Annotated in this window: 17 protein-coding genes; 6 read left to right on the top strand and 11 right to left on the bottom strand. The window is 68.6% G+C overall.

From position 1 onward, the window contains the following. Window positions 1–89: 89 nt before the first annotated feature. Entirely contained in the window at window positions 90–1,493 is a 1,404-nt protein-coding gene (locus BLV92_RS26315) for an aminotransferase-like domain-containing protein (protein ID WP_090550838.1), read from the top strand. 27 nt (window positions 1,494–1,520) lie between these two features. Here the strand turns inward: BLV92_RS26315 and BLV92_RS26320 are convergent, their stop codons facing one another. Both BLV92_RS26320 and BLV92_RS26325 read right to left on the bottom strand, forming a co-directional pair. Next, window positions 1,521–2,138 carry a LysE family translocator gene (locus tag BLV92_RS26320; RefSeq protein WP_090550840.1) on the bottom strand — a complete coding sequence of 206 codons (618 nt, stop codon included), beginning with the start codon at window positions 2,136–2,138 and terminating at the stop codon, window positions 1,521–1,523. Window positions 2,139–2,288: 150 nt separating this feature from the next. Next, on the bottom strand, window positions 2,289–2,885 hold the full coding sequence (locus tag BLV92_RS26325; protein WP_090550843.1) for a putative pterin-binding protein: 597 nt from the start codon (window positions 2,883–2,885) through the stop codon (window positions 2,289–2,291). Window positions 2,886–3,064: 179 nt separating this feature from the next. Between BLV92_RS26325 and BLV92_RS26330 the strand changes: the two genes are divergently transcribed. From BLV92_RS26330 to BLV92_RS26340, 3 genes are all read left to right on the top strand, one after another. Then, window positions 3,065–3,466, top strand: a complete 402-nt coding sequence (locus BLV92_RS26330; RefSeq protein WP_208325534.1) for a DUF302 domain-containing protein — start codon at window positions 3,065–3,067, stop codon at window positions 3,464–3,466. Window positions 3,467–3,648: 182 nt separating this feature from the next. Next, on the top strand, window positions 3,649–4,881 hold the full coding sequence (locus tag BLV92_RS26335; protein WP_090550847.1) for a multidrug efflux MFS transporter: 1,233 nt from the start codon (window positions 3,649–3,651) through the stop codon (window positions 4,879–4,881). A gap of 79 nt (window positions 4,882–4,960) precedes the next feature. After that, the gene (locus BLV92_RS26340; protein ID WP_090550849.1) at window positions 4,961–6,220 is read left to right on the top strand and encodes an NAD(P)/FAD-dependent oxidoreductase; all 1,260 of its coding nucleotides are present in this window, start codon (window positions 4,961–4,963) and stop codon (window positions 6,218–6,220) included. Window positions 6,221–6,274: 54 nt separating this feature from the next. Here the strand turns inward: BLV92_RS26340 and BLV92_RS26345 are convergent, their stop codons facing one another. Beyond that, window positions 6,275–6,532, bottom strand: coding sequence for a hypothetical protein (locus BLV92_RS26345; protein WP_090550851.1), 258 nt, complete (start codon window positions 6,530–6,532; stop codon window positions 6,275–6,277). 762 nt (window positions 6,533–7,294) lie between these two features. Between BLV92_RS26345 and BLV92_RS26350 the strand changes: the two genes are divergently transcribed. Further along, the gene (locus tag BLV92_RS26350; protein ID WP_090551483.1) at window positions 7,295–7,663 is read left to right on the top strand and encodes a twin-arginine translocation signal domain-containing protein; all 369 of its coding nucleotides are present in this window, start codon (window positions 7,295–7,297) and stop codon (window positions 7,661–7,663) included. Window positions 7,664–7,700: 37 nt separating this feature from the next. On the opposite strand, the gene BLV92_RS26355 is transcribed toward BLV92_RS26350, so the two are convergent. The 7 genes from BLV92_RS26355 to BLV92_RS26385 all read right to left on the bottom strand — a co-directional run bounded on the left by BLV92_RS26355 (window position 7,701) and on the right by BLV92_RS26385 (window position 16,017). Further along, window positions 7,701–9,338 carry an AMP-binding protein gene (locus BLV92_RS26355; protein ID WP_090550853.1) on the bottom strand — a complete coding sequence of 546 codons (1,638 nt, stop codon included), beginning with the start codon at window positions 9,336–9,338 and terminating at the stop codon, window positions 7,701–7,703. Between the two features lie 60 nt (window positions 9,339–9,398). Next, window positions 9,399–9,797, bottom strand: coding sequence for a RidA family protein (locus BLV92_RS26360; protein ID WP_090550856.1), 399 nt, complete (start codon window positions 9,795–9,797; stop codon window positions 9,399–9,401). 43 nt (window positions 9,798–9,840) lie between these two features. After that, window positions 9,841–11,043: an acyl-CoA dehydrogenase family protein gene (locus BLV92_RS26365; RefSeq protein ID WP_090550858.1), complete on the bottom strand. Its 1,203-nt coding sequence runs from the start codon at window positions 11,041–11,043 to the stop codon at window positions 9,841–9,843. Window position 11,044: 1 nt separating this feature from the next. After that, complete coding sequence (locus tag BLV92_RS26370; protein ID WP_090551485.1) at window positions 11,045–11,893, bottom strand: enoyl-CoA hydratase family protein; 849 nt, start codon at window positions 11,891–11,893, stop codon at window positions 11,045–11,047. A gap of 418 nt (window positions 11,894–12,311) precedes the next feature. After that, entirely contained in the window at window positions 12,312–12,869 is a 558-nt protein-coding gene (locus tag BLV92_RS26375; protein ID WP_090550861.1) for a MarR family winged helix-turn-helix transcriptional regulator, read from the bottom strand. Then, the gene (locus BLV92_RS26380; protein ID WP_090550863.1) at window positions 12,866–13,651 is read right to left on the bottom strand and encodes an SDR family NAD(P)-dependent oxidoreductase; all 786 of its coding nucleotides are present in this window, start codon (window positions 13,649–13,651) and stop codon (window positions 12,866–12,868) included. The genes BLV92_RS26375 and BLV92_RS26380 overlap by 4 nt, the downstream gene beginning before the upstream one ends. Next, entirely contained in the window at window positions 13,651–16,017 is a 2,367-nt protein-coding gene (locus tag BLV92_RS26385) for a bifunctional salicylyl-CoA 5-hydroxylase/oxidoreductase (RefSeq protein ID WP_090550866.1), read from the bottom strand. The genes BLV92_RS26380 and BLV92_RS26385 overlap by 1 nt, the downstream gene beginning before the upstream one ends. A 486-nt stretch (window positions 16,018–16,503) precedes the next feature. Here BLV92_RS26385 and BLV92_RS26390 point away from each other — a divergent pair, with 486 nt between their 5' ends. Then, window positions 16,504–17,637 (top strand): OpgC domain-containing protein, encoded by a 1,134-nt coding sequence (locus tag BLV92_RS26390; protein WP_090550868.1) that lies wholly within the window; start codon window positions 16,504–16,506, stop codon window positions 17,635–17,637. A 130-nt stretch (window positions 17,638–17,767) separates the two neighbouring features. Here BLV92_RS26390 and BLV92_RS26395 read toward each other — a convergent pair whose 3' ends face one another. After that, on the bottom strand, window positions 17,768–18,532 hold the full coding sequence (locus BLV92_RS26395; protein WP_090550871.1) for an SDR family oxidoreductase: 765 nt from the start codon (window positions 18,530–18,532) through the stop codon (window positions 17,768–17,770). Window positions 18,533–18,701 lie beyond the last annotated feature (169 nt).

Consider the following 18,701-nt stretch of genomic DNA (forward strand, 5'->3'; position numbering starts at 1 on the left):
ATACTGCACCGACAACCGTGCTGGACAATCTGCGCGAACTGTATTGGTCGCCGGTCCGGCCCGCCCGCCGGTTTTTCCCCCGTTCCGCCATGATCGATCTTCAACTCGAACGCGGCCGCCGAGCCGCGCCGACGCTCGTCGAGCAGCTGGTCCGCGCGTTTTCGCAGGCCATCGAAACGCAGTCGCTGCGCGCCGGCGCGCTGCTGCCGTCGGTGCGGCAGCTCGCGCAGGCCCATGCGCTGTCGACCTATACGGTGAACGAGGCGTACACGCGGCTCGTGTCGATGGGCCTCGTCGTCGCGCGGCGCGGCTCCGGCTATCGCGTCGCGCAGCGCGGGCCGGCCGCGCGCGTCGCCGTGACCGGCTGGCAGCCGCCGACGCTGACCGCGACGTGGCTGCTGTCCGACGTGTTCGCGGACCATTCGGTGCCGATCAAGGCCGGCTGCGGCTGGCTGCCGGGCGAGTGGATCAACGAGTCCGGGCTGCATCACGCGCTGCGCGCGACGAGCCGCGTGCCGGCCGTGCGGCTCGGCGACTACGGCCATCCGTACGGCTTCGCGCCGCTGCGCGAGCGGATCGCCGCGCAACTGGACCGCCACGGGCTGCCGGTCGAGGTGTCGAACGTGCTGCTCACGCAGGGCGCGACGCAGGGGCTGGACCTGATCGTGCGCACGCTGCTGCGCGCGGGCGACGCCGTGCTGGTCGAGGACCCCGGCTACTGCAACCTGCTGCAGATCCTGAAGCTCGCGGGCCTGACCGTGCATGGCGTGCCGCGCACGCCGGCCGGCCTCGACATCGACGTGCTCGAACAGCAGATCGCCGCGCACGCGCCGAAGGCGATCTTCGTGAACACGTCGTTGCAGAACCCGACCGGCGCGACGTTCACGATGGCGAACGCGTTCCGCCTGTTGCAGATCGCGGAGCGGCGCCGGCTGTGGGTGGTCGAGGACGACGTGAGCCGCGAACTCGCGCCGGCCGGCGCGCCGCTGTTCGCCGCGATGGAAGGGTTGCAGCGCGTGCTGTATGTCGGCGGGTTTTCGAAGACGGTCACGCCGTCGCTGCGCTGCGGCTATGTGGTGGCCGAGCGCGACGTGCTGCGCGAACTCGCGCGCGCGAAGATGGCGGTCGGCCTCACGTCGTCGGAGACGATCGAGCGGATCGTCGACAAGGTGCTGCTCGAAGGCCGTTATGCGCGCCACGTCGAGCAGGTGAACGAACGGTTGAAGGCCGCGCACGCGACCGTCGAGGAGCGGCTGGATTCGCTCGGCCTCGACGTGTTTCACCGGCCGCGCGCGGGGCTGTTCATCTGGGCGAAGCTGCCGGTCGAGCCGGCGCGCGCGGCGGAGATCGCGACGGCCGCGCTCGGCGACGGCATCTGGCTCGCGCCGGGCTCTTACTTCCGGCCCGACGACGAGCCGAGCGCATGGTTCAGGTTCAACGCGCCGTATTCGACGGACGACGCGTTGTGGCGGTTCATCGGGCGGGTGAAATGAACCGGGGTGAACCGAACGGCGGCCGCCTTAACCCTTCGCCAGATGCGCCGCCAGCGGATACATCGACACGACGAGCGACAGCGCCATCCCCACATTGAACGCCCGAAGCCGGAACGGATTCGACAGAAACCGCCGCACGCCGGTGCCGAACGCGGCCCACAGGCAGATGCACGGCAGCCCGACCACGTAGAACAGCACCGCCATCAGCAGCGTGTTCGTGCCGAAGTCGGCGGTCATGCGGATCGTCGTCGCGGCGGTCAGCACCATCATCCACGCCTTCGGGTTGATCCACTGGAACGCGATCGCCTCGTGAAAGCGCATCGGCCGGTGGTCGCCGCTGCGCACCTTCAGTTCGCCGGACGTGCCGATCTTCCATGCGAGGTACAGCAGATACGCGACGCTCGCCGCTTCGAGCGCGGTATAGAGGCCCGGCACGCGGCGGAACGCTTCGCCGAGGCCGAAGCCGACCGACAGCATCAGCAGCACGACGCCCGCGCTGATCCCGAGGATGTGCGGCACGGTGCGGCGAAAGCCGAAGTTGACGCCGGACGCGAGCAGCATCGTGTTGTTGGGGCCGGGCGTGATCGTGGTGACGAGCGCGAACAGGATGCCGGCGGGCAGCGCGCCGAGGAAATCGAACGACATGATGCGGGGTCTCCGGACTGAATGCAGTTCAGTCTAGCGACACCGACAGGTACAGTACCGGTACAGATTGACAAACGCACGGCAGTACGGATTCGGCCGCCGTATGCCGCACTGTGCGGGCCCGGTGCCCGTGCGTCTGTTCCGATCCGCTTATGCCGCGACGACCGCCACGTGATAAAGCGCCCACGGACACGCCTCGAAGCGTTCCTTCAGCGGCTTCGCGGCGAACGCAGGAAGGCGGTCCGCGTCGTACAGCGCCCACAGCGGGCCGAGTCCGCCGAGCGCGAGCGGCGCGCCGTCCATGTGCGTCGCGACGATGAAGTTCCAGTCGCGCGCGTCGCGGAACGTCGTCGCGGCCGCATAACCGTCGATCGCGCGCAGCATGATCTGATTGCCGGGCGCGTCGTGCGCACCCACGTGCCGGAGCACGTCGGTCAGCAGCGGCCCGCTCAGCCGGTGCGGTTTCGCGTCGTATTCGAGCGTCGGCTCGATCGTGACGGCCGGCAGGCTCGCGAGCGTCGGATAGTCGAACGCATAGGCGGCCGGGAAGCGGACCATCTGCTTGTCGAGCAGGCGGTCGAACGTCGGGTCGAGCGGCCCGCGATTGTGGCGGTCGATCGTGCCGCTCACGGTCAGCAGCACCGGCGACGCCGCGCACGCGGCGCGTTTCGCGTGCGACGCGGCGAACGCGGGCGAAGCGGCCGCGCCGAGCAGCGCGGCGCCCGTCAGGAACTGGCGTTTGTTCATGCGTGTGGCCCCGCAGGGTAAAAGATCGTGTTGTCGTTCGGCGGCGGCGGCGGCGAACCGATTGCGCCGCGCGCAGCATTGTGGCCCAAAGCGATGTCGCGCGCAGCTTCGGTTTGCGCCGCGATCGCGAGAGTGGAGTATCGTTCGCGACGAACCCTTCTGGCACGAGAGCATCGATCATGAGCATGCAGCCCGACCCGTCCGCCGCCGTCGTCACGTTCGTCAGCCAGCACGACTTCGACGCCACCATCGAGCGGCTGAAGGCGGCGCTCGCGGCGGCCGGCGCGACGGTGTTCGCGGACATCGACCAGCGCGACGCGGCGCTGCGCGCCGGGCTCGACCTGCGCCGCACGCGGCTGATCCTGTTCGGCAACCCGAAGGCCGGCACGCCGGTGATGGCGCAGTGGCCGCACGCGGCGCTCGAACTGCCGCTGCGCGTCGTCGTGTGGGAGCGCGACGACGGGCGCACGGCGGTCGATTACCGCGACGTCACGCGCACGCTCGGCGCATACGGCGTCGCGGCCGAGCGGGTCGCGCCGCTGCAAGCGGTGCCGGCGCTGCTCGCGAAGGCCGTCGCGTGATTCGCAGCCTGCCGCGTCCCGCGCCGGCGCGGGCGACGACCGCACCGCCCATTCTGCGCACGCTTAAAAATTGACACGCGCCGCACCCTTCGCTTAACGTATCCAGCACTTCCATCCCGTTTCCCTTCGCTTCGTCGCTTCGGCCTCACCGGCGCCGCGACGCCGCCGTTCCTGTTGAGCCGATGAACACCCGCGTCGAAGAGACCGTTTCCCCGCACGATTCCGTCAACCGCCACTGGCAGCGCAACCTCGTGGTGTGCCTGTTCGGCTCGTTCACGACGATCGTCGCGATGACGGTGATGCTGCCGTTCCTGCCGCTGTACGTCGAGGAACTCGGCGTGCACGGCCACGCGGCGATCGTCCAGTGGTCGGGCATCGCGTACAGCGCGGCGTTCTTCACGGCGGCGCTGGTCGCGCCGCTGTGGGGCCGCCTCGGCGACCGCTACGGCCGCAAGCCGATGCTGGTGCGCGCGAGCCTCGGCATGGCGCTCACGATGTCGCTGATCGGCATGTCCCGCAACATCTGGCAACTGGTCGCGCTGCGGCTCGTGGTCGGTTTCGCGGGCGGTTATTCGTCCGGCTCGACGATCCTCGTCGCGACGCAGACGCCGCGCGACCGCTCCGCATGGGCGCTCGGCGTGCTGTCGTCGGGGATCATGGCCGGCAACCTGATCGGCCCGCTCGTCGGCGGCTCGCTGCCGCCGCTGATCGGCATCCGCGGCACGTTCTGGCTCGCAGGCGGGGTGATCTTCATCGCGTTCGTCGCGACCTGTCTGCTCGTGAAGGAGGAGCCGCGCCGGCAGTCGATCACGACCCGCGCGGCCGGCCGCTGGGCCGCGATCCCGGACAAGCGCCCGGTCGTCGCGATGCTCGCGACCGGCCTGCTGCTGATGCTCGCGAACATGTCGATCGAGCCGATCATCACCGTGTACGTCGCGACGCTCGTCGATCGCCCGGAGCGCGTGACGATCGTCGCGGGTTTCGCAATGTCGGCGGCGGCGCTCGGCAGCATCCTGTCCGCGTCGCGGCTCGGCCGGCTCGCGGACCGCATCGGCCACGGGCGCGTGATTGTCGGCGCGATGGGCGTGGCCGCGCTGCTGCTCGTGCCGCAGGCGTTCGTGACGGCCGGCTGGCAGCTCGTCGCGCTGCGCTTCCTGATGGGCGTCGCGCTCGGCGGGCTGCTGCCGTGCATCGCGGCCGTGATCCGCCACAACACGCCGGACCAGATCGCCGGCTCGGTGCTTGGTTATTCGGTGTCCGCACAGTTCGCGGGGCAGGTGCTCGGGCCGCTCGCGGGCGGTTTCGTCGGCGGCCATCTCGGGATGCGCGCGGTGTTTCTCGGCACGAGCGTGCTGATGCTCGCGGGCGCCGCCTATACGTGGCGCGCACTCGGGCTGCGCCGCGGCCACGGATGAGTCCGCGTTCGCCGGCTGGCGCATCGGGCCGGCGTACACTGCGGGCCTCGTTCCCGACTCACTGATACAGGATTGCTTCATGACGGATACGCGCCCGGTCGCCGTGATCGGCGGCGGTCTGGTCGGCATCTGCACGGCCGCCTACCTGCAACGCGCCGGCCTGCCGGTGCTCGTGATCGGCCGCCAGACGGCGCGCGATGCGGCGTCGCTCGGCAACGCGGGCTGCATCAACGGCTCGTCGGTCGTGCCGGTCGCGATGCCCGGCGTGCTGTGGCAGGTGCCGGGCTGGCTGATGCAGCCGGATGGCCCGCTCGTGCTGCGCTGGCGTTATCTGCCGCGGATGGCGCCGTGGCTCGCGCGCTTCGTCACGTCGAGCCGGCCTGAGCGCGTCGCCGCGCAGGCGCGCGCGCTGCGCTCGCTGCTCGGCCCCGCGCTCGACGCGTATCGCCCGCTGCTCGACGACGCGCACGCGAACGACCTGCTGACGCAGCGCGGTTATCTGATCGCCTATTCGAGCCGCGAGGGGATGGATGGTGACGCGGGCGGCGTCGCGCTGCGCGAGCAGAACGGCGTCGCGATCGACACGCTCGATGCGAACGCGCTGCGCGAATTCGAGCCGACGCTGTCGCCGCGTTTCATCGGCGCGCGCTACATCGCGGAGACCGGGCATACGACGCCGCACGCGCTGCTCGCGCGGCTGACCGCGCACGCGGTCGAACGCGGCGCGCGGATCGTCGACGACGAAGCCGTGTCGATCGAAACGAACGGCGTGCAGGCGGTGGCCGTGCATACGCGCTCGATGCGCCACGACGTGCGCGCGGTGGTCGTCGCGGCGGGCGCGTGGTCCGCGCGTTTCGTCACGCAACTCGGCGACCGCGTGCTGCTCGACACCGAGCGCGGTTATCACGTCGAGATGCCGGCGCTGCCCGCGATGCCGTCGCGGCCGGTGATGTGGGCCGAAGGCAAGCTGTTCGCGACGCCGATGCAGGGCCGGCTGCGCGCGGCCGGCACGGTCGAACTCGCGGGGCTGCACGCGCCGCCCGACTGGCGGCGCGCGGACCTGCTGCTGCGCCAGGTCCGCGAGATGTTCCCGCAGGCCGGCGCGGCGTCGGCCGATTCCGCATCGGTCACGCGTTGGCAGGGGTTCCGGCCGAGCACGCCGGATTCGCTGCCGGTGCTCGGGCCGGCGTCGCGCGTGCCGAACGCGTTTTATGCGTTCGGCCACGGCCACGTCGGGCTGACCGCCGCCGCTTCGACCGGACGCGCGATCGCCGCGCTCGTGGCGGGCGAACGCGCGCCGCTCGATCTTTCGCCGTTCTCGGTGGCGCGTTTTCGCTAGCGACGTATTCCACGTACCCGGCGCGCGCGACCGAGGCCGGCCGCGTATCGCGGGTCACTGACCGAAGAAGATATCGCAGCGGGCGCGCGGCAAACATCGCTGGTTCGCCGCGTTGCCCGACACGCTGCGCGTGTCGGCCGCGCCGCCGTACGACATGTCGGTGCTGGCCTGCGCGCTCGCGTTCGCGTCGTCCTGCATCTTCTGATGCGGCGGCGGCCGCGAAGGTTGCGCGTCGTCCGCGTGAACGCTACGGGGCATCGCGGTGCCGACGACGAGCACGCAGGCCACGATCAAGGGCAAACGGATCTTCATCTCCACACTCCTTTCTCAATGCGCTTCGCGATACGCGGCGCGCGGGCCGCATATCGCCAGACGCAACGACCAGCGCCGGCTCGCGCTGCCGACGCGTGCCGGCTCGTCCAGGCCTGAAGGCCGGCATCGGTGCGCGGCGGCTGGACGTGTTAGCGAATGGTCATCGGGGGAACGCGCCCGCGGATCGGGGCGGCACAGCGCGGCGCGTCGCAAGGAGGAGGGGGCGGGGCGGGCAGACGAGCGGCTCGGAGAAAGTCCGCGCTGCATTCCGTGTTATAGCTCGCGCGGCGCGGACTGCAATGCAGGATACCTCGGGCACGATGGATGGCGCGCGGTCTTTCGGACAGTCGGCAAAACGAAAGTGGCGGGAAAGCGAATCGACTCGATACGTTCATCATCGCGTGATGAAATGGTCGAACCATCGTGGAATGCACCACCGTTGCCACGCACGGCGGCGCGCCGCGAACCGTTTCGCGTGAAGCCGGCCTGCCCACTGCCGGCCACTGGCGGACGGTCCCATGCCGGGGGCCGTCCGTCACGCGCTTTCGCGACGTTCGTTTGCGACCGTTCCGTCTCTGTCGCTCATGGCGCGCACCCAGCCGCGCCCGCGCAGCCCGCTATAGTATTCTCGACGTCGCGGCGCGCGCCGTGTTCAACGTCCTTCCCGTTTTGCTCCGCCTTGCTCCCCCGATCGCGCGCCGCAGCCGAATGCCGTGTCTGCCGTCCGATGTCGATCTTCAACAAGAAACCGGAGCGATGGTGATGACCCGACGAAACGTGCTTCGTGCATTGACACTCGCGGCGGCGGCCCTCGCCGTGTCGCCGCGCCTCGTGTTCGCGCGCAACGACGGCCCGCCGCCGCGCCCCGGCAACCAGCCGCGGCCGGGCGCCGTCGAACGCAGTCCGCGCCGCCCGCCGCCGATCCGAACCCCGCCGCGTCCGCCGAGGCCGCGCGGGCGGCACGGCACGCAGTACGTGTGGATCGAGGGGCGCTGGCACTGGAACGGCCACGACTTCGAATGGATTCCCGGCGCGTGGGTGCCGGCGCGCCAGGGCTGGCGCTGGCGGTCCGGCGCCTGGGTGCGGCGCGGCGATACGTGGCAATACTCGGACGGTCGCTGGGAACGTTGACGCGCGCGGCGCCAACGATGCGCGGCCGCGCCGCCGCTTACAGCGTGCGCAGCGTCGTGCGCTTCAGCTTGCCGGTTTCGGTGCGCGGCAGCACGTCGATGAACGCGATCTGCCGCGGGTACTTGTACGCGGCGACCGCGTTCTTCACGAACGTCTGCAGTTCCGAGACGAGCGTGTCGTCGCCGACGTAGCCGGGCCGCAGCACGACGAACGCCTTCACCACCTGGCCGCGCACGTCGTCCGGCACGCCGGTCACGCCGCATTCGGCGACGGCCGGGTGTTGCAGCAGCACGGTCTCGACCTCCGGCCCGGCGATGTTGTAGCCGGACGATACGATCATGTCGTCCGAGCGCGCCTGATAGAACACGTAGCCGTCCGGATCGATCGACACCGCGTCGCCGGGCAGATTCCAGCCGTCGCGCACGAACTTCAACTGCCGCTCGTCCGCGAGATAACGGCAGCCGGTCGGCCCGCGCACGGCGAGGTTGCCCACGGTGCCGGGCGGCACCGGCTGCAGCGCGTCGTCGAGCGCGGCGACCACGTAACCCGGCACCGCGCGGCCGATCGAACCCGGCCGCACGTCCTTGCCGGCCGCCGAGATGAAGATGTGGATCATCTCGGTGCCGCCGATCCCGTCGATCATCTCGATGCCGGTCGCGTCGCGCCACAGGTCGCGCGTCGCGGGCGGCAGCGCCTCGCCGGCCGACACGCTGCAACGCAGGCTCGACAGGTCCGCGTCGGCGACGAGCGCCGCCATCTGCCGGTAGAACGTGGGCGCGGTGAACACGATGGTCGCGCGAAAACGCGCGATCACGTCGAGCAGCAGCGCGGGCGTCAGCTTCTCGATCAGCACCGTCGACGCGCCGACGCGCAGCGGAAAACACAGCATCCCGCCGAGCCCGAACGTGAACGCGAGCGGCGGCGTGCCGCAGAACACGTCGTCGGCCGTCGGCTTCAGCACGTACTTCGGAAACAGGTCGCACATCGCGAGCACGTCGCGATGGAAATGCATGCAGCCCTTCGGCGTGCCCGTGGTGCCGCTCGTGAACGCGATCAGGCACACGTCGTCGCTCGCCGTGTCGCACGCGGTGAACTGCGCGGGTTTCGCGGCCGAGAGCGAATCGATGCTGTCCGGCGCGTCGTCGTGGAAGTAGCGCACCTGCTTCAGGTCCGCGCAGAAATATTCGTCGGCCGGATCGGTGCAATGCGAGAGTTCTTCCGCAAGCCGCGCGTCGCATAGCGCCGCGCCGATGCATGCCTTGTCGATGATCTGCTTGAGTTCCTTCGCGCGCAGCAGCGGCATCGTCGGCACCACGACGAGGCCGGCCTTCAGCGCGGCGAGCAGCGCGACCGCCATCCCCGGCGAATTCGGGCCGCGCAGCAGCACGCGGTTGCCGGGTTGCAGCCCCATGTCGTCCATGAGCACGTGCGCGAAGCGGTTCACCTGCGCGAGCAGTTCAGCATACGTGATCGCGTGCGGCCGGCCGTCCACCTCGGACCAGATCGCCGGCCGCGCGCCGTGGCCCGCGTCGACCGCGCGGTCGAGCAGTTCGGCCGCGCAGTTGAACCGCGCCGGATACGCAACGTCGGGATTGTCGAGCAGCAGCACGGGCCACTGGTCTTCGGGAGGAAGGTTGTCTCGCGCAAACGTATCGACGTGGGCTGATGGTTCCATGGCTTCTCCGGGCGGTCGGGGCTGGGTAAGTGGAGCGGGTAGTCCGCTGTAGTCGTTGGACTAACGGTCGGGAATGACGGCGGTCGCTTCGATTTCGACCTTCGCTTCGTCCTCGATCAGCGCGACCACCTGCACCGCGCTCATCGCGATGTCGTAGTCGCCGATCAGTTCGCGGAACACGGCGCCGATCGCCTTCAGCGACGCGAGGTATGCGCGCTTGTCGGTCACGTACCACGTCATTCGCACCAGATGCTCGGGACGGCCGCCGGCCGCTTCGAGCACCGCGACGACGTTGCGCAGCGCCTGCGCCGCCTGGTCCGCGAAATCGCCGCTGCGAAAGCGCGCCTGTTCGTCCCAGCCGATCTGGCCGGCGATGAACACCTGGGTGCCGGTCGCCGCGACGCCGTTCGCGTAGCCGCGCGGCTTGATCCAGCCGGCGGGGAGTAGGGCTTTTTTCATGAGGTTTTCGGGTTCGATGAATACGGGAGTGGAAGGGCCGCTCTCATGCGGACGCCGCGTGGGTCTTCAGAACATCGCGGCCGACGATCAACTGCTGCACCTCGGTCGCGCCTTCGTAGATGCGCAGCGCGCGGATCTCGCGATACAGCGTCTCGACCGCGGTGCCGCTCTGCACGCCCATGCCGCCCCATAGCTGCACGGCGGCGTCGATCACCTGCTGCGCGCCTTCGCTCGCGTGCCACTTCGCCATCGCGGCCTCGCGCGTCACGCTTTCGCCGCGATCGCGCAGCCACGCGGCGCGATAGACGAGCAGCGCGCTGCTGTCGATGGTCAGCGCCATCTGCGCGAGCTTCGCCTGGGTCAACTGGAAGTCGCCGAGCGTCTGGCCGAACATCGTGCGCGATGCGGCGCGCGCGAGCCCTTCGGCCATCGCGCGGCGCGCGAAGCCGAGCGACGCGGCCGCGACCGACGTGCGGAAGATGTCGAGTGTGCGCATCGCGATCTTGAAACCTTCTCCCGGCGCGCCGAGCCGCTGCGAAGCCGGCACGCGCGCGCCGGCAAAGCGCAGTCGCGCGAGCGGATGCGGCGCGATCACGTCGATGCGCTCCGCGATTTCGAGCCCCGGCGTGTCGGCATCGACGACGAACGCGGTGATGCCGCGCGCGCCCGGCGCCTCGCCGGTCCGAGCGAACACCACGTAGAAGTCCGCGATGCCGCCGTTCGAGATCCACGTCTTTTCGCCGTCGAGCACGTAGTCGTCGCCGTCCACGCGCGCGGACAGCGCCATCGCGGCGACGTCGGAGCCCGCGTTCGGCTCGGACAGCGCGAACGCGGCGAGCGCGGTGCCGTTCGCGACGCGCGGCAGATAACGGGCTTTCTGCGCGTCGGTGCCGGCGAGCGAGATCGCGCCGGAGCCGAGTCCCTGCATCGCGAGCGCGAAGTCCGCGAGGCCCGAATGTTTCGCGAGCGTTTCGCGCAGCACGCAGACCGCGCGCGTGTCGATGGTGTCGCCATGGCCGCCGTATGCGATGCCGCCGACGCCGTAGCGCAGCCAGCCGGCGTCGCCGAGCGCGCGCACGAGGCCGCGGCACGCGTCGTCCACTTCGTCGCGGGTCGCGGGATGCGCGTCATGCGCGAGATGTTCGCGCGCCCATGCCTCGATGCCGGCGGCCAGTGCGCGATGGCGGTCCTCGAAGAACGGCCACGCGAGCGCGTCGTGCGGGTCGAGCGGAAAATCGGCGCTCACGTCAGTCTCCTTCGAACACGGGCCGCGTTTTCGCGGCGAACGCGCGATACGCGCGGTCGAAGTCGCGCGTCGCCATGCAGATCGCCTGCGCCTGCGCTTCCGATTCGATCGCTTCGTCGATGCTCATGCTCCATTCCTGATGCAGCATCTTCTTCGTGATGCCGTGCGCGAACGTCGGGCCGGCGGCGAGATCCTTCGCGAGCTGCTGCGCGTCCGCGAGCAACGTGTCGGGATCGCAGAGCCGGTTGTAGAAACCCCATGCGTGGCCTTCGTCGCCGCTCGCGGAGCGGCCGGTGAACAGCAGCTCGGCCGCCCGGCCCTGGCCGATGATGCGAGGCAGGATCGCGCACGCGCCCATGTCGCAGCCGGCCAGGCCGACGCGCGTGAACAGGAACGCGAGTTGGCTGCGCGCGGTGCCGAGCCGCAGGTCGGACGCCATCGCGAGGATCGCGCCCGCGCCCGCGCAGATGCCGTCCACTGCGGCGACGATCGGCTGCGGGCAGTGGCGCATCGCCTTCACGAGGTCGCCGGTCATGCGTGTGAACATCAGCAGTTCCGGCATTGGCAGCGCGATCAGCGGCGCGATGATGTCGTGCACGTCGCCGCCCGAGCAGAAGTTGCCGCCCGCGCCGTGGATCACGATGGTTTTCACGTCGGTCGCGTACGCGAGGCGGCGGAACAGGTCGCGCAGTTCCGCATACGACTCGAACGTCAGCGGGTTTTTGCGCTCGGGGCGGTTGAGCGTGATCGTTGCGACTTGCGCTTCGACGGACCAGCCGAAGTGCTGCGCGCGATAGTCCGCGAGCGTGGTGCGGTTGCCGGCGTATAGGGCATTGGCGGGAGAGGGGATAGTCAACGTGTGTCTCCTGTGTCGATCGGAGTTAGCGCTTTAGCGCTTACTTCGATCCCATGCAAGGCGGTCGATCGGAGTTAGCGCTTTAGCGCTTACTCCGATCCCATGCAAGGCGGTCGATCGGAGTTAGCGCTTTAGCGCTTACTCCGATCCCATGCAAGGCGGTCGATCGGAGTTAGCGCTTTAGCGCTTACTTCGATCCCATGCAAAGCTGTCGATCCGGAGTTAGCGCTTTAGCGCCTACTCCGATCCCATGCAAAGCTGTCGATCCGGAGTTAGCGCTAAAGCGCCTACCCCGATCCCATGCAAGGCGATCAATCGGCGCTCGCACTTCAGCGTCCGCTCCGATCCCCTGCAAGCTGGTTTGTTGTGAGGTCCGGTCATGCCGTTGTATGGCCCTTGATTCGTCCCGTGTTCAGCGTTGCACGCTGCCGATCAGATGCTGCTTCAGCTTGCCGAGCCGTTCATGCATCTTCGATTTATCGTCGAGCGACAGCCCGCCGAACAACTCGACGACCCATTGCTCGTGCACCGCCGCCATGCTGTCGAACTGCGCGCGTCCCGCCGGCGTGAGGCGCAGCGCGATCGAGCGGCGGTCGTCCGGATCGGCGTCGCGCACGACGAGGCCTTCTTTTTCCAGTTGATCCGCGATGCCGGTCACGTTGCCGCCGGTCACCATCAGCCGGCGCGACAGTTCGGTCATCCGCAGCCCTTCCGGATGACGCTCCAGTTGCGCCATCAGGTCGAAGCGCGGCAGCGTCGTGTCGAACTCGGTGCGCAGCCGCTTGCGCAATTCGGCCTGCACGAGGTTCGTCGTCGTCAGCAGGCGCAGCCACAGGCGCAGGCCCATGTGGCTGTCCGCGCCGGTGCTCATCTCCAGATCGACGACGTTGTCGGCCGGTTTTTCAACGCCCTTGCGCGGCGTTTTCGTCGCGGCCGCGGACTTGCGCGCGGGAGCGGGGCGGGTCGTCATGTGATCTCTCCACCGGAAACGGAAATGGACTGCCCGGTGATCGCGGACGATCCGGGCGCGCATAACCACAGCACCGCGTTCGCGACTTCTTCCGGCGTCACGAAGCGCTGCTGCGGGTTGTGGCGCAGCAGCTGGCTGCGGGCTTCGGCCTCGCTGCGCGAGGTCTTTTGCATGATCTGGTCGAGCGACGCGCGCAGCAGTTCGGTTTCGGTGTAACCGGGGCAGACCGCATTGACGGTCACGCCCTGCGTCGCGACTTCGAGCGCGAGCGCGCGCATGAGGCCGATCACGCCGTGCTTCGACGCGCAATACGCGGCGACGTACGGATAACCGGTCTGCCCAGCCGTGCTCGCGACGTTCACGATGCGGCCGCTCTTGCGTTCGAGCATCGCGGGCAATACCGCGCGCGTGCACAGGAACACGCCGGTCAGGTTCACGTCGAGCATCCGCCGCCATAGCGCGGCGTCGGTGCGCGTGAACGGCGCGGCCTGCGCCTGGCCCGCGTTGTTCACGAGGATGTCGATCGGGCCGAGGCCGTCCGCCGCCTGCGCAAACGCGGTCTCGACCGCCGTTTCGTCGGTCACGTCCACGCTTGCGCACGCGATGCGGTCGCCGCCGCCGAGCGCCGCGCGTTGCGCATCGAGGCGCACGGCGTCGCGGCCCATCAGCGTGACGCGCGCGCCGGCTTGCAGCAGCGCGGCCGCCGTCGCCGCGCCGATCCCGCTGCCGCCGCCGGTGACGACCGCGTGGCGGCCGCCGAGGGTTTCTGCGTGGTCGGTCATCACACGGTTCCTTCCGCGCGCTGCGCGCGTTCGAGCGGCGACAGCCCGGCTGCCGCCGAGGCCTGTGCGCGTTCGCGCTCGATGTTGCGTTCGAGCTGCGTCTTGGCCGAGCGATATTGCGGCGGCCACGCGACGTCGAGATAACCGATGCGCGCCGCTTCGTTCAGCGTCCACGACGGGTTCGCGAGATGAGGGCGCGCGATCGCGCACAGATCGGCGCGGCCGGCCGCGATGATGCTGTTCACGTGATCGGCCTCCGAGATCGCGCCGACCGCGATCGTCGGAATGTGCACTTCGTTGCGGATGCGATCCGCGAACGGCGTCTGGAACATGCGGCCGTACACGGGTTTTTCGTCCTTGCTGACCTGGCCCGACGACACGTCGATCAGGTCCGCGCCCGCCGCCTTGAACGCGCGCGCGATCTCGACCGCGTCGTCCGGCGTGTTGCCGCCTTCGACCCAGTCGTGCGCGGAGATCCGCACCGAGATCGGGCGGTCCTGCGGCCACACCGCGCGAATCGCCGCGAACACCTGCAACGGATAACGCAGCCGGTTTTCGAACGAGCCGCCGTACTGGTCGGTGCGCTGGTTCGTCAGCGGCGACAGGAAACTCGACAGCAGATAACCGTGCGCGCAGTGCAGTTCGAGCCAGTCGAAACCCGCCTCGGCGGCCATCTGCGTCGAGCGGACGAACTGTGCTTCGATCTCGCGCAGTTCCGCTTCGGTCGCTTCGTGCGACCACTGGCTGACGCCGCGCAGATACTGCTGCGGCGACGCGGACACGAGCGGCCAGTTGCCGTCGTCGAGCGGCTGGTCGATGCCTTCCCACGCGACGCGCGTCGAGCCCTTCGCGCCAGAATGGCCGATCTGGAGGCCGATCTTCGCATCGGACTGCGCGTGCACGAAATCGACGATGCGCCGCCACGCGTCCTGCTGTTCGCGGGTGTACAGGCCGGGGCAGGCGGGCGTGATCCGCGCGTGCGGCGACACGCAGGTCATCTCGGTCATCACGAGCGCCGCGCCGCCCATCGCGCGCGCGCCGAGATGCATCAGGTGATAGTCGCCCGGCACGCCGTCGAACGCCGAATACTGCGCCATCGGCGACACGACGACGCGATTCTTCAGCGTGATGCCGCGCAGCGTGAACGGCGTGAACATCGGCGGCACCGGGCGTGCGCTTTCGCTCGCGCCGGTCTTCGCCGCAAGCCACGCTTCGTAGCCGGACAGATAAGCCGCGTCGCGTTCGCGCAGGTTTTCATGCGAGATCCGCTGCGAGCGCGTGAGCAGCGAATACGCGAACTGCTCGGGTTCGAACGAGGCATAACGATCGACGTGCTCGAACCACTCCGTCGAATTGCGCGCCGCGTTCTGGATCCGCAGCACGTCGATGCTGCGCACGCTCGTGTAGTGTTCGAGCGCCGCGCGCAGGTCGTCCGGATGCGCGTCCAGACTGTTCGCGAGTTCGATCGCGTCTTCGAGCGCGAGCTTCGTGCCGGAGCCGATCGAGAAGTGCGCGGTATGGGCGGCGTCGCCCATCAGCACGACCGGCGTGCTGCCGCCGTCCGCGCGCGGTTTCCAGTGCACCCATTCGCGGTTGACGACGCGCGGAAAGCGGATCCACTGCGACGAGCCGCGCAGATGCCCGGCGTTCGACATCAGCGCATGGCCGTCCAGATACTTCGCGAACAGCCGCTCGCAGAATGCGATGCTGTCCTCCTTGCTCATCGTGTCGAGACCGGCCGCGCGCCACACGTGCTCCGGCGTCTCGACGATGAACGTCGACGTGTGCTCGTCGAAGCGGTATGCGTGCGCCTGGAACCAGCCCCATTCGGTCTCTTCGAATGCGAACGTGAACGCGTCGAACAGCCGGTGCGTGCCGAGCCAGACGAAGCGGCAGTCGCGCTGGTCGATGTCCGGCTGATAGGTGGCCGCGTATTTCTGGCGGATCGCGCTGTTCAGGCCGTCGCTCGCGATGATCAGGTCGGCGTCGCGCACGTCGTCGTCGCTGGCCTGCGATTCGAACACGAGTTTCACGCCGAGTTCTTCGCAGCGCGCCTGCAGGATGTTCAGCAGCCGCTTGCGGCCGATGCCGCAGAAGCCGTGGCCCGACGACCGCACCGTGCGGCCGCGAAAATGGATTTCGATATCGTCCCAGTGATTGAACGCATCGAGGATCTGCGCGGCGCTTTTCGGGTCCGCCGCGCGCAGGTTGCCGAGCGTCTGGTCCGAAAACACGACGCCCCAGCCGAACGTGTCGTACGGCCGGTTCCGCTCGATCACCGTGACCTCGTGGTCCGGATGACGGCGTTTCATCAACAGGCCGAAATACAGCCCGGCCGGTCCCCCTCCGATGCAGACGATGCGCATGCCCGTTCCTCGTTTCGATTCCGCACAGGCAATGTAGGTTTAAATATTTTAGATGTCAAGTAAACCGGCGGGAGGCGGCATGCACGCTTCTGGACCGGCGGATGCGCCGCTACGGGGAACGGCAGGCACCGCATTTGCGGAAACGGAACTGCCTCGGTTGCATCGGCGGTCGAGCGCGAATCGTGCGAGTCGTGGAGGAAGCATTGCAAGATGCGGTAACAACTTCGCGCTGCACAGTACCGCCCAGGGTTTGCGCAGCGGGTTTAAAGTCTGGTTGTGGTGCCTGCGGTGTTCGTGCGCTTTACAGCCGACTTTCGTGCGCTGTCAGCGTTGCAACGTCGTGAGCTGGATCGACGGTCACGCCTGCGTGTTTCCCGTCGATCAGCGATCCTTACATCATCCGGAGGGACGTTCTGACGATTGGCCTCGCCAGTCGCGCGTCCCTTTTTGAATGCCGTTTTGCGACCGGCATGGGAGTCGCCGCCAATGACCCAGCTAACGAAGCGATCGATCGAAATCGATTTTTTCCGTGGGTTCGCGCTGATTGCGATCGCGCTCGATCACATCCCTTCGAGCGTGCTGTCGCATGCGATGCTGCATAACTACGCGTTCTGCGATTCGGCTGAAGTGTTCGTGTTCGTCAGCGGCTACGTGGCCGCGTCGAGCTGGCTCGCGATCGCCGCGCGGCGCGGCGCCCCGGCCGCGAACCGGCGGTTCTGGCGTCGCGGGCGCGAGATCTATGCCGCGTATCTGTGCACGGCCGCGCTGATGCTGCTGTCGGGCGCGGCGGCCGTGCTTCTGCGCGTCGATTCTCCGCTGGTCGGCGATTCCGGTTATCTGCGCTTCGCGGATCAACCGTTCACGATGCTCGGCGACATCGCCTTGTTTCGCGATCAGCCGTATCTCGCGTCGGTGTTGCCGATGTACGTGCTGCTCGTGCTTGCGCTGCCGTTCGCGATGCCGTTCGCGCGGCGCACGCCGGACCTCGCGCTCGCGACCAGCTTCGTCGTCTGGTTCTTCGGCTGCTGGCTCGTGCGCTGGCTGCCCGACGTGACGAACGCCGGCTGGGCGTTCAACCCGTTCGCGTGGCAGGCGATGTTCATGCTCGGGATGATGTGCCGGCTGTATCCGCTGTCACGCGATTTTCAGGCGTCGAAGTGGGGCGGCACGATTACCGTCGTCGCGATCGTGGTGGTGATCGCGTTTGCGTATATCCGCCTGTTCGTCGATGCGACGCCGCAGCCCGGTTATCAGAAGCAGAACCTCGCGAGCCTGCGGATCGTCAGTTTCGGCGCGATTGCGTGGCTCGCCGCGCAGGCCGTGCGCATGGGATGGGTCGGCTGGCTCGCGAAGCGCGCGCCGGCGCTCGTGAACGTCGGTCAGCAGGGGCTGGTCTGTTTCGTCGGCGGCGCGGTGGCGTCGAACGCCGTCGATACGCTGTTGCGCGCCACGCATACGACCGACTATCTGCCCGCGCGGCTCGCCGGCGACCTGCTCGCGATCGGCGCATTGCTGATGCTCGCGGGCGGCACGCGCCGCTGGAAAACCGGACGGTCGCGCGGCACGCTCGCGCAGCGGGTGGCGTTCGTCGTCGCACCTGATCGGGGTAATGGAAAGTGAGAGTTTGCGGGAGTGGGTGAACGAGTGAGGCGTTCTGTTCGCTGGTCATCTCGCCGAATCAGCAGGTTGTCGATCGCGTTGCCAAAGCCAAAGGTGAGAATGTGCGGGACCTCGTCGCCCCGGCTACCTGTCAGCCCACCGGCAGTTCACGCACGTCCGCCACCGGCTGCGCGCCGAACGCATCGCTCAACGCGTAATCGACCAGCTTCTGCGCGGCCGCGTCCGGCGACGTCAACTGGTTGTTCTCCTTCAACTGCTCGAAGCGTTCGCGCAACGGGAAGCGTTCGGCGCTGGTCGAGCGGATCGTCGCCTGCATCCCGGTATCGACCACACCGGGCGCGACGCTGCTGATCCGCAGCGGGCCGTTCGCATCGAGCGCGACCGCGCGCGCATGGTGATCGAGCGCGGCTTTCGTCGCGCAATAGACGCTCCAGCCGGCATACGCATTGCGCGCCGCGCCGCTCGATACGTGCACGATCCGCCGTTCGGCGTGTGTGTCGAGAGCAGCGAGCGCGCTCGCGAACATCATCGGCGTCGCGACGTTCAGGCTCACCGCTTGCGCAACCGCCGCAACGTCCTGCGCGGCGAGCGGTCCGATCGGCTCGACGGCGCCCGCGTTGTTGAACAGCAGCACGCATCCCGCCCCGGCGACAAAATCATGCAGCGCATCGCCCGACAGCCACTGCGCAACGGCGCTCGTATCGGACAGATCGAGCGCGACTTCGCCGAACCGGCCCGGAAACCGCGATGCCAGCGACGGATGGCCGCCGCGCGACACGCCGAGCACCGTGATGTCCCGTTGCAACAGTTGTTCCGCGAGCGCCGCGCCGAGGCCGCGCGTATGGCCGGTGACGATCGCCCGGATCGGGCCGGAATAAGACGGGGTGTTTGTCATGTCGATGAAAGAAAATGCGGGGAGAAGAGGACTTGTGGGGACTCGTGGTACGCGGAACCGATGCATCGCCGGTCGCGCGTGCCTCCGCGAAAACGACCGCCGGCTGCGCGCCGCGACGGGATCGGCCGGAAGGGCGGCCAATGATTCGGTATCATAGCGCCGGATCCCA

Source organism: Paraburkholderia caballeronis (assembly GCF_900104845.1).
Taxonomy (GTDB): Bacteria; Pseudomonadota; Gammaproteobacteria; order Burkholderiales; family Burkholderiaceae; genus Paraburkholderia; species Paraburkholderia caballeronis.